The sequence below is a fragment of the Lysobacter xanthus genome, from assembly GCF_047159895.1.
This window is the reverse complement of sequence record NZ_BAAGAB020000084.1, coordinates 1-9,392: the sequence shown is the minus strand read 5'-3', so window position 1 is coordinate 9,392 and position 9,392 is coordinate 1. Positions and strand designations below refer to the sequence as shown.

The 9,392-nt window shown below is 70.2% G+C and carries 10 protein-coding genes and 1 pseudogene; 8 read left to right on the top strand and 3 right to left on the bottom strand.

Translation table 11 applies throughout. From position 1 onward, the window contains the following. From ACY35P_RS14010 to ACY35P_RS13975, 8 genes and pseudogenes are all read left to right on the top strand, one after another. A pseudogene (locus ACY35P_RS14010) lies at positions 1–477 on the top strand (hypothetical protein); the annotation flags it as partial. Between the two features lie 70 nt (positions 478–547). Then, the gene (locus tag ACY35P_RS14005) at positions 548–1,165 is read left to right on the top strand and encodes a YdbL family probable chaperone protein (RefSeq protein ID WP_462116456.1); all 618 of its coding nucleotides are present in this window, start codon (positions 548–550) and stop codon (positions 1,163–1,165) included. Positions 1,166–1,285: 120 nt separating this feature from the next. Beyond that, the gene (rlmD, locus tag ACY35P_RS14000) at positions 1,286–2,602 is read left to right on the top strand and encodes a 23S rRNA (uracil(1939)-C(5))-methyltransferase RlmD (protein WP_462116455.1); all 1,317 of its coding nucleotides are present in this window, start codon (positions 1,286–1,288) and stop codon (positions 2,600–2,602) included. A 529-nt stretch (positions 2,603–3,131) separates the two neighbouring features. Next, entirely contained in the window at positions 3,132–3,617 is a 486-nt protein-coding gene (locus ACY35P_RS13995; RefSeq protein WP_462116454.1) for a CYTH domain-containing protein, read from the top strand. A gap of 68 nt (positions 3,618–3,685) precedes the next feature. Then, positions 3,686–4,681: a beta-N-acetylhexosaminidase gene (gene nagZ / locus ACY35P_RS13990; RefSeq protein WP_462116453.1), complete on the top strand. Its 996-nt coding sequence runs from the start codon at positions 3,686–3,688 to the stop codon at positions 4,679–4,681. Further along, the gene (locus tag ACY35P_RS13985) at positions 4,681–5,250 is read left to right on the top strand and encodes a hypoxanthine-guanine phosphoribosyltransferase (protein WP_462116452.1); all 570 of its coding nucleotides are present in this window, start codon (positions 4,681–4,683) and stop codon (positions 5,248–5,250) included. Before nagZ ends, ACY35P_RS13985 begins: the two co-directional genes overlap by 1 nt. A gap of 53 nt (positions 5,251–5,303) precedes the next feature. After that, positions 5,304–6,086, top strand: a complete 783-nt coding sequence (locus ACY35P_RS13980; protein ID WP_462116451.1) for an S-methyl-5'-thioinosine phosphorylase — start codon at positions 5,304–5,306, stop codon at positions 6,084–6,086. A gap of 102 nt (positions 6,087–6,188) precedes the next feature. Beyond that, on the top strand, positions 6,189–6,392 hold the full coding sequence (locus ACY35P_RS13975) for a cold-shock protein (protein ID WP_462116450.1): 204 nt from the start codon (positions 6,189–6,191) through the stop codon (positions 6,390–6,392). Positions 6,393–6,455: 63 nt separating this feature from the next. Here ACY35P_RS13975 and ACY35P_RS13970 read toward each other — a convergent pair whose 3' ends face one another. The 3 genes from ACY35P_RS13970 to ACY35P_RS13960 all read right to left on the bottom strand — a co-directional run. Then, positions 6,456–7,022: a GAF domain-containing protein gene (locus tag ACY35P_RS13970; RefSeq protein WP_462116449.1), complete on the bottom strand. Its 567-nt coding sequence runs from the start codon at positions 7,020–7,022 to the stop codon at positions 6,456–6,458. Between the two features lie 57 nt (positions 7,023–7,079). After that, positions 7,080–8,852: an ABC transporter transmembrane domain-containing protein gene (locus tag ACY35P_RS13965; RefSeq protein ID WP_462116448.1), complete on the bottom strand. Its 1,773-nt coding sequence runs from the start codon at positions 8,850–8,852 to the stop codon at positions 7,080–7,082. A gap of 3 nt (positions 8,853–8,855) precedes the next feature. Next, positions 8,856–9,392: IMPACT family protein (locus ACY35P_RS13960; protein ID WP_462116447.1), on the bottom strand; the 537-nt coding region annotated here is incomplete at its 5' end.

The window sequence follows — 9,392 nt, the reverse complement described above, 5'->3', positions numbered from 1 at the left end:
GCCTTCGACGACCTCGACCTGGAGGCGCTGACCGGCGTGCTCGGTTTCGGCAGCATCACGGGCCGGCTCGACGGCCGCATCGGCGGGCTGCGCCTCGTCGACTGGCAGCCGGTCGCCTTCGATGCGCACCTGCGCACCGATCGCCACCGCGGTGTGCGCCAGCGCATTTCACAGCGCGCGGTGCAGGACCTGTCCAGCGTGGGCGACGCCTCCTTCGTCAACAGCCTGCAGTCGCGGCTGATCGGCTTCTTCGACGACTTCGCGTATTCCGCGATCGGCATCGACTGCCGGCTCGCGGACGAGGTCTGCGGGATGGGTGGGCTCGAGGCACGCGGGCCGGACAGCTTCACGATCGTGCGCGGTGGCGGCATTCCGTGGCTCACCGTGGTCGGCATCAACCGGCGGGTCGACTGGCCGACGCTGGTCGAGCGCCTGGTCGCCGTCGGGAAGGGCGAGTCGAAGCCGGTCGTCGACTAGCCCTGTTCATGTTTCGCTCCGCTTCACGCATGCTTCGTCACGATCGACCCAACCGACAGGAGAACGTCCCATGCGCCGCTGGCTGATGCTTCCGCCCCTCGCCGTCGCGCTCACCGCGTGCGTGACCATCAACGTCTACTTCCCGGCTGCGGAGGCCCGCGAGGCGGCGAAGCAGTTCGTCGAGAAGGTCATCAACGAGACGGACGCGACGCCGGCGAAGCCGGGTGGCGGCAGTGCCTCGATCGAGACGCCCTGGACCGAGCGCGCGGCCGCGCAGCTGGCACGCGTCGACTTCGCTTCGCTGGTCGGCATCGGCTCGGCGTACGCGCAGGCGCAGCCCGACATCAAGATCCAGACGCCCGGCATCCAGGCGATCCAGGCCCGCATGGAGCAGCGCTTCGACGCCCAGCTGCGCGAGGCCTTCGACGCCGGCGCACTCGGTTTCACCGGCGACGGCATGGTCACCGTGCGCGATGCCTCCAAGCTCGCGCTGAAAGATCGCGTGGCGGTGAACCAGGCGGTCGCGGAGGACAACCGCGATCGTGCGGCCGTGTACCGCGAGATCGCGGTGGCGAACGGCCATCCCGAATGGGAATCGCGCATCCGCGAGGTCTTCGCACGGCAGTGGATCGACAGCGCACGCAAGGGCTGGTGGTACCAGAGCGGCGGGGCCTGGAAGCAGAAGTAAGCGACCGGCAGCGCGTTCCGACGGCCCGCTTCGGCGGGCCGTCGTCGTTTCGGCGACCGGTTCAGGGCCACGCGTGGCTTTCCGGGATAATGCGCGGCATGTTCCCCATGCAGTGCCGCCGTGGCCCGTCTCGATCTCACGCCGTTCCCCGTCGACATCACCGCCCTGACCCACGACGGCCGCGGTGTCGCGCGCCTGCCCGACGGCAAGGCGGTCTTCGTGGCGGGTGCGCTGCCGGGCGAGAAGGTCGTCGCCGTGCGCACCGGACGCCATCGCAGCTTCGATGAGGCCCGGGCGGTCGAGATCGTCGAGGCCGCGCCCGAGCGCGTGCAGGCGCGTTGCGGCCATTTCGGCACGTGCGGCGGCTGCGCGCTCCAGCACTACGACGAGTCGAAGCAGATCCTCGCCAAGCAGCGCGTGCTGATGGACAACCTCGAGCGCATCGGCCACGTCACGCCGAAGGCGGTGCTGGAACCGCTGGTCGACTCGGCGTGGGGTTACCGCCGGAAGGGCCGGTTCTCGGTGCGCCGGGTCGAGAAGAAGGAGAAGACGCTGGTCGGTTTCCGCGAGTCCGATCCGCGGTTCGTCGCCGACATCAGCGAATGCCACACGGTGATCCCGCAGATCGGCTCGCGCATCGGGGCGATCGCGCAGCTGGTCGACAGCCTCGACGGCCGCCGCGACATCCCGCAGATCGAATTCATCGCCGGCGACGATGCCATCGCGCTGACCTTCCGCCATCTCGCGCCGCTGACCGAGGGCGACCGCGCGAAGCTCGCCGCCTTCGGTCGCGAGCTCGGTTTCTCGATCTACCTGCAGCCCGGCGGGCTGGACACCGTGCATCCGCTCGAGCCCGACGAGCCGAAGCTCGCGTTCCGCCTCGAGGACTGGGACGTCGAGCTGAAGTTCCGCCCGCTCGACTTCATCCAGGTCAACGCCGGCCTCAACCGGCACATGATCCATCGCACGATCGAACTGCTCGATCCGCAGCCCGAGGAGCGCGTGCTCGACCTGTTCGCGGGCCTCGGCAACTTCACGCTCCCGCTGGCGCGCCATGCGCGCGAGGTCGTGGGCGTCGAGGGCGACGCCGGCCTCGTGCGCCGAGCACGCGAGAACATCGCCCACAACGGCTTTTCCAACGTCGAGTTCCATGCCGCGGACCTCGCGGAGGACTTGTCCGGCGAACCGTGGATGCGTGAATCGTTCGACAAGCTGCTGCTCGATCCGCCGCGCTCGGGCGCCGACTTCGTCCTCGCGCACCTGCCGCTGAAGCAGTTCAGGCGCATCGTCTACGTCAGCTGCCATCCGGCGTCGCTCGCGCGCGATGCGGGTTTCCTCGTGAATGAGAAGGGCTGGAAGCTGAAAGCGGCGGGCGTCATGGACATGTTCCCGCACACGGCGCACGTGGAATCGATCGCGGTGTTCGAGCCGAAGTAACCGCTGTCCAAGTGGGCATGGGTTCCGTGGTCTCGTTCCGTGGCAGCGCCGGTAATCGTGGGACCCGAAGGGCGGCCGACAGGACGTCGGCCGTCGCCACCCGAGGCAGGATGCCGAGTGTGGCGATCGTGGGATCGTCTCCGGTCGCGGGCGGTAGATTCGATCGGGGAAGGTGCTTTCTTTTGGTTATCCGTTCTTTGCACCAGCAAAGAAAAGTAACTCGGCCGCGTGAGCGGACGAAACGCTGTTGGCTTGGTCGACACGCAGAAGCGAAGGCGTTTCGTGCGCTGCCGCGCCCGAGGTACTTTTCTTTGCTGGCCCAAAGAAAAGTACCCAAAAGAAACGGCCTTCCCCGACGAAGCCACAGCCTCGCACTCGGACACAGCAGTACCGGCGGTCAGACTCGGCTTCCTGCCTCGGCTGACCGCGACGGCCATCCATGGCCGTCGCCCTCCGGGCCGAGAGCGTCCCGCGGGGTCGGGCGTGACAACAACAACAGCAACAACAACAGCGATCGCCGAGCCCACGCATGCCCATCGAAATCGAACGCAAGTTCCTCGTCACCTCCGACGCGTGGCGCACGCAGGCCGCGCGGCCGGTCGAGATGGCGCAGGCCTACCTCAACGACCTCGCCACGCTCGATGCCGGGGCGATGAACGTGTCGGTGCGCGTGCGCATCCAGGGCGACGAGGCTTTCCTCAACATGAAGTCGCGGGAGCTGGGCACCACGCGGCAGGAGTTCGACTACCCGATCCCGGTCGACGACGCACGCGCGCTGCTGAGGCTCGCGGTCGGCGGGCGGATCGAGAAGGTCCGCCATTACGTCGAGGTCGAGGGTCACACCTTCGAAGTGGACGAATTCCTCGGCGAGAACGCGGGCCTGGTCGTCGCCGAGCTCGAACTCGAGGATGCTGATGCCGTCTATCCGCGCCCCGGCTGGCTGGGCGAGGAAGTCACCGACCAGGCGCGGTACTACAACCTCGCGCTCGCCAGCCGGCCGTACGCGAGCTGGTAGCCCACGCTGCGCGTTTACGGCGTCCGGGGCACAATGCCGGCCCGACCCGGAACCTGGAGTGGACCGACATGCTCGTGATCGGCGTGGCCGGCACCGAACTCACCGCGCAGGAGCGCGACTGGCTGCAGCACGATGCGTGCGGCGGCGTGATCCTGTTCTCCCGTAATTTCGCCTCGAAGCAGCAGGTGGCCGAGCTGAGCCAGGCGATCCGCGAGGCCGCGCCGCGGCCGCAGCTGGTCTGCGTCGACCAGGAAGGCGGCCGCGTCCAGCGATTCCGCGACGGCTACAGCGCGTTTCCGCCGCTCGAGAAGTTCGACGAACTGTACCGTCGGGACCCGGAAGGGGCGGTCAAGCTCGCCGTCGAGCATGCCTGGCTGATGGCGAGCGAAGTGCGCGCCACCGGCGTCGACCTGAGTTTCGCGCCCGTGGTCGACCTGGGCCGCGGCAACCGTGCGATCGGCGATCGCGCCTTCTCCGCCGATCCCAAGGTCGTCGCCGAATTCACCCGGGCCTATGTCGAGGGCATGCATGCCGCCGACATGGCGGCGACGCTCAAGCACTTCCCGGGCCATGGCTCGGTGCTCGAGGACACGCACTTCGACGATGCCGTGGACCCGCGGCCGCTCGAGACGATCCGCGCGCTCGACCTCGTGCCGTTCGTGGCGGGCATCGACGCCGGCGCGGATGCGGTGATGATGGCGCACGTCAAATACCCGGCCGTCGATCCGGACCCCGCGGGCTATTCGAAGCGTTGGATCGAGGAGATCCTGCGGCAGGAAATGGGCTTCCGCGGCGTGGTCTTCTCCGACGACATCGGCATGGCCGCGGCGTTCTCGGCGGGCGGCATCAAGTCGCGCATCGATGCGCACCTCGACGCCGGCTGCGACGTGGTGCTCGTCTGCCATCCGGAACTGGTGCCGGAGTCGCTCGCCGCCGTCGAAGGGCGCGCGCTCAACACGGCGTCGATGGCCGGCCTCATCGGTCGCGGTCCGCTCGCGTGGCAGCAGCTGATCGCCGACGACCGTTACGCCGCGACGAAGCAGCGCATCGAAGGCCTCGCCTGATGGCGCGCGACCTCGCCTGGGCGCTCGCCAACAGCGACGTGCTGCACGACCGCGAGACGCTCGAGCGCGCGATCGCCACGATGGCGCGCCCCATCGTCGACGACTTCCGCGGCGACGTGCCCGTGTTCCTGACGATCATGCACGGCGGCCTGCCGTTCGCCGGCCGGCTCGCGATGGAGATCGGCGCGCTCGGCCTCGACCTCCAGTTCGACTACCTGCACGCCACGCGCTACCGCGGCGCGACGAGCGGCGGCGAGCTCACGTGGAAGCACCGACCCGCGACCCCGCTCGCCGGTCGCCGCGTGCTGCTCGCCGACGACATCCTCGACGAAGGCAATACGCTGGACGCCATCATGCGCTGGTGCCTGTCGGAAGGCGCGACGGACGTGCGCATCGCCGCGCTCGCGGTGAAGCGGCACGACCGCTGCGTGCAGGGCATCCGCGCCGACTACGCGGGCGTCGACGTACCGGATCGCTACGTCTTCGGCTACGGCATGGATTTCCAGGAGCAGGGTCGCAACCTGCCCGCGATCCACGCGCTGACCGACGCCGCACTGCGCGAGCTCTGATCGACGCCCCGGAACCCCGGCGATGCGCGCATCGCCTGCAGCACGGAGATCCCATGTCCGACATCGCACTCGCCGTCATCGGCGGCACCGGCCTGTACAAGCTCGCCGACCTCCACGACGTGCAGTCCCACGAGCCCGAAACGCGATTCGGTCGCGCGTCGGGACCGGTGCGGGTGGGGCGGCTGGGCGCGCACCGCGTCGCCTTCCTGGCCCGGCACGGCGAAGGCCATTCGGTGCCGCCGCACAAGGTGAACTACCGGGCCAACCTCGCCGCGCTGCAGGCGCTCGGCGCGCGTCGCGTGCTGGCGATGAACACGGTCGGCGGCATCACCGAGCGCTTCGGCCCGCGCGTGCTGGCCTGTCCGGACCAGCTCATCGACTACACGTGGGGCCGCATCTCGACGATCTGCGAGGGCGACGTGCCCGAGGACGCGGCGGAAGTGCTGCACGTGGACTTCGGCGAGCCCTACACCGAGTCGCTCCGCAGTCACGTGCGGGCGGCGGCCGCCTCGGCGGGCGTTCCGCTGGTCGACGGCGGCTGCTATGGCGCCACGCAGGGCCCGCGCCTCGAAACGCGCGCCGAGATCGCGCGCATGCGCCGGGATGGCTGCGACCTCGTCGGCATGACCGGCATGCCCGAAGCCGGCCTCGCACGCGAACTCGGGCTCGAGTACGCCTGCCTGGCGATCGTCGCCAACTGGGCGGCGGGCGCGGGTCCGCAGGTGGACGAAGTGATCACCCTGCAGGACGTGCTGGACAACGTCGCAGTCGCGTCCGCGCACCTGCCGGGGTTGCTGGGCGCGCTGCTCGACCGCATGTCGGAGACGGCGCGCTAGGGCGATTGTCAAAGCGCGCGGGGCGTTTGCATACTCGGCCCGCGGCCGTGAGCCGACGGGCTCGCGGCGCGCCAACGCTCCCAGCATGAGGTCATCAAGGATATGCAGTACGGCACCGTGAAATGGTTCAACGATGCGAAGGGATTCGGTTTCATTTCGCCTGAAGACGGCTCTGCGGATGTGTTCGTGCACTACTCGGCGATCAGCGCCAAGGGATTCCGCAGTCTCCAGGAAGGCCAGCGCGTGACCTACGAGGTGACGCAGGGGCCGAAGGGCATGCAGGCCACCGGCGTCACGCCCGCCTGAAGTCCGTTTCGCGACACCCGTATGCGAGGCCCCGCGCGAGCGGGGCCTTTTTCGTGCGGTCGATCAGGCGCCGCCGGCCAGTACCGCGAACGTGGCGCTTGCCTGCAACGGCCCCGGTTCGGCTCGACGCAGGTCCTGCAGCAGCATCTGCGTCGCCAGCTCGCGCTGCAGGCAGTCCGCGAGGTCGCGCAGGCGCAGCAGGGTGTCGCCGGAGAGCGTGCGCGGCCGCCGGTCGATGACGCACAGCGTTCCGATCGCATGGCCGCCCGGCACGAACAGCGGGCACCCGGCGTAGAAGCGGATGCGGGGCGGGCCGGTGACCAGCGGGTTCTCGGCGAAGCGCGGGTCGGCCGCCGCATCGGGGATGTAGAACACGCCCTGCTCGAGGATCGCGTGCCCGCAGAACGAGACGCTGCGCGGCGTTTCCGCCACGTCCAGGCCCTGCATGTTCTTGAACCACTGCCGATCGGCATCGATGAGCGAGATGGTGGCGATCGGGACGTCGACGATCGCGCGCGCCAGGCGCACGAACCGGTCGAAGCGCTCCTCGCGCGAGGTGTCGAGCAGGCCGAGCGCCTGCAATGCGTCGAGGCGCGCGGCCTCGTCATACGGAAGGGCAGGGGCTTGCATCGTGATGGGCCGAGGTCGTCTCGACCGATAACGGCCGCGCCGCGCGGAACCTGAGGCTCAGTCGATGAACTGCAGCCGGGCGAGTTCCGCGTACAGCCCGCCCTGCTCGACGAGCTCCGCGTGGGTGCCTTCGGCCACGATCCGGCCGGCATCCATCACGACGATGCGGTCGGCCTTGAGCACGGTGGCGAGGCGGTGCGCGACGACCAGCGTGGTGCGGCCGTCCATGAGCTCGTCGAGCGCTTGCTGCACCGCGGCCTCGCTCTGCGCGTCGAGCGCGCTGGTGGCCTCGTCGAGCAGGAGCACCGGTGCATCGCGCAGCACGGCGCGTGCGATCGCGATGCGTTGCTGCTGGCCGCCGGACAGGCGCGCGCCGCGTTCGCCGACGGTGGTGTCGAGACCCTGCGGCAGCGCGGCGACGAAGTCGGCCGCGTGCGCGGCGCGGATGGCGCGCTCGACCGCGGCGTCGTCGGCGTCGAGGCGGCCGTAGCGCACGTTGTCGCGGACGCTCGCACCGAACAGGGTCGGATGCTGCGCGACGAGCGCGATCGACGACCGCCACTCGGCGGGGTCGACCTCGGTGACCGGCACGCCGTCGAGCCGGATCGCGCCGGACTGCACGTCGTGGAAGCGCAGCAGCAGCGAGAAGACGGTGCTCTTGCCGGCGCCGGACGGGCCGACCAGTGCCACCGTCTCGCCGGGTCGGACGTGCAGCTCGAAATCGCGCAGGACCGGGCGGTCCGGCTCGGCGGGATAGGCGAACGTGACGCGGTCGAAGTCGATCGCGCCCTGCACCGGCCGCGGGAGGGCGCGGGGCGCCGCGGGGGCCGCGATCGCAGGCGCTTCCTCCAGCAGTTCCGCGATCCGGCCCATGCCGCCCGTGGCGCGCTGCAACTCGTTCCAGACTTCCGCGAGCGCGCCGATGGAACCGCCGCCCACCAGCGCATACAGCACGAACTGCGCCATCGTGCCGCCGCTCATGCGGCCGGCGACCACGTCGTGCGCGCCGAGCCACAGCACCATCGTGATCGCGCCGAAGACCAGCGAGATCGCGACCGCGGTGACGATCGCCTGCGCGCCGATGCGCTTGCGCGCGGTGGCGACGGCGCTGCGCAGCGCGTCCGCGAAGCGCCCGCGCTCGTACGGTTCGCGCGCGTGCGCCCGAACGGTCGCGATGGCGCCGAGCGTTTCCGCCGCGACGGCGTTCGCATCCGCGATGCGGTCCTGGCTGGATCGCGCGATCTTCCGCAGCCGGCGCGCCCCGATGACGATGGGCGCGACCGCGAGCGGGATCCCGATGAGCGCGAATGACGCGAGCCGCGGGCTGGTCGCGAACAGCATCACCACGCCGCCGATGACGGTGACCGTGCTGCGCAGGGCGATCGACATCGTCGATGCGACGAGCCCGCGCAGGAGCTCGGTGTCGGCACTCAGTCGCGAGACGAGCTCACCGGAGCGCGTGCGGTCGTGGAAGGCGGCATCGAGCGCGAGCAGGTGCGCATACAGGCGGTCGCGCAGGTCGGCGACGACGCGCTCGCCCAGCAGCGAGACGAAGTAGAAGCGCGCCGCGGTGGCGACCGCGAGCAGCAGCGCGACGCCCAGCAGCGGCAGGAAGGCGGTGTCGATCGCGGCGGTGGTGCCGCGGGCGAAGCCGTGGTCGATCACGCGGCGGAAGGCGACGGGCAGGGCGAGCGTGGCGGTCGACGACACGCCGAGCGCCACCATCCAGGCGACGAACAGCCCGCGATGGCGACGCACGAAGGGCCACAGGGCGCGCAGTCCGGCAAGGCGCGCGGCGGGAGCGCCGCCGGGCGCGGGGGCATCGGTCATCGATCAGGCATCCGGAAGTCGTACCCGGTCACGGGTGGCGTCGCGCAGCTGCGCTTTCAAGGCGGGAAGGCGGTCGACCGGCAGGCGGAGGCCCAGGTCCACTCCATCGCCGTCGTAGCGCTCGTCGAGTCGCTCGACGCCGGCGGCGGCGAGCACGGCATGCACGGCGCCGGTGTCGGCGAAGCCGTAGCGGAGGCGCAGCGTCGTCGTCTCGATGCGTTCGACCTTCGCGGCGAGCCGCAGGCATTCGGCCGCGCAGCCGCCGTAGGCGCGCACGAGCCCGCCGGCACCGAGCTTGATGCCGCCGTACCAGCGCGTGACCACCACGACCACCGCATCGAGCCCCTGGCCGTCGATCGCGGCGAGGATCGGACGCCCGGCCGTGCCCGAGGGCTCGCCATCGTCGCTCGACCGGTAGTCCTGGCCGATCCGGTAGGCCCAGCAGTTGTGCGTCGCCGCGGGGTGCCAAACGCCGTGATCATCGCGACCGGGGTCTGCGGATGCTTCTGGTTGATCTCGGAGACGATCTCCAGCCCGGTG

What these genes read in the sequence shown, in the direction of transcription:
- ACY35P_RS13985 (WP_462116452.1), top strand. Translation starts at nt 4,681, where the DNA reads ATGGCGCGCGACCTCGCCTGGGCGCTCGCCAACAGCGACGTGCTGCAC.
- ACY35P_RS13975 (WP_462116450.1), top strand. Translation starts at nt 6,189, where the DNA reads ATGCAGTACGGCACCGTGAAATGGTTCAACGATGCGAAGGGATTCGGT.
- nagZ (WP_462116453.1), top strand. Translation starts at nt 3,686, where the DNA reads ATGCTCGTGATCGGCGTGGCCGGCACCGAACTCACCGCGCAGGAGCGC.
- ACY35P_RS13980 (WP_462116451.1), top strand. Translation starts at nt 5,304, where the DNA reads ATGTCCGACATCGCACTCGCCGTCATCGGCGGCACCGGCCTGTACAAG.
- ACY35P_RS14005 (WP_462116456.1), top strand. Translation starts at nt 548, where the DNA reads ATGCGCCGCTGGCTGATGCTTCCGCCCCTCGCCGTCGCGCTCACCGCG.
- ACY35P_RS13970 (WP_462116449.1), bottom strand. Translation starts at nt 7,022, where the DNA reads ATGCAAGCCCCTGCCCTTCCGTATGACGAGGCCGCGCGCCTCGACGCA.
- ACY35P_RS13965 (WP_462116448.1), bottom strand. Translation starts at nt 8,852, where the DNA reads ATGACCGATGCCCCCGCGCCCGGCGGCGCTCCCGCCGCGCGCCTTGCC.
- ACY35P_RS13995 (WP_462116454.1), top strand. Translation starts at nt 3,132, where the DNA reads ATGCCCATCGAAATCGAACGCAAGTTCCTCGTCACCTCCGACGCGTGG.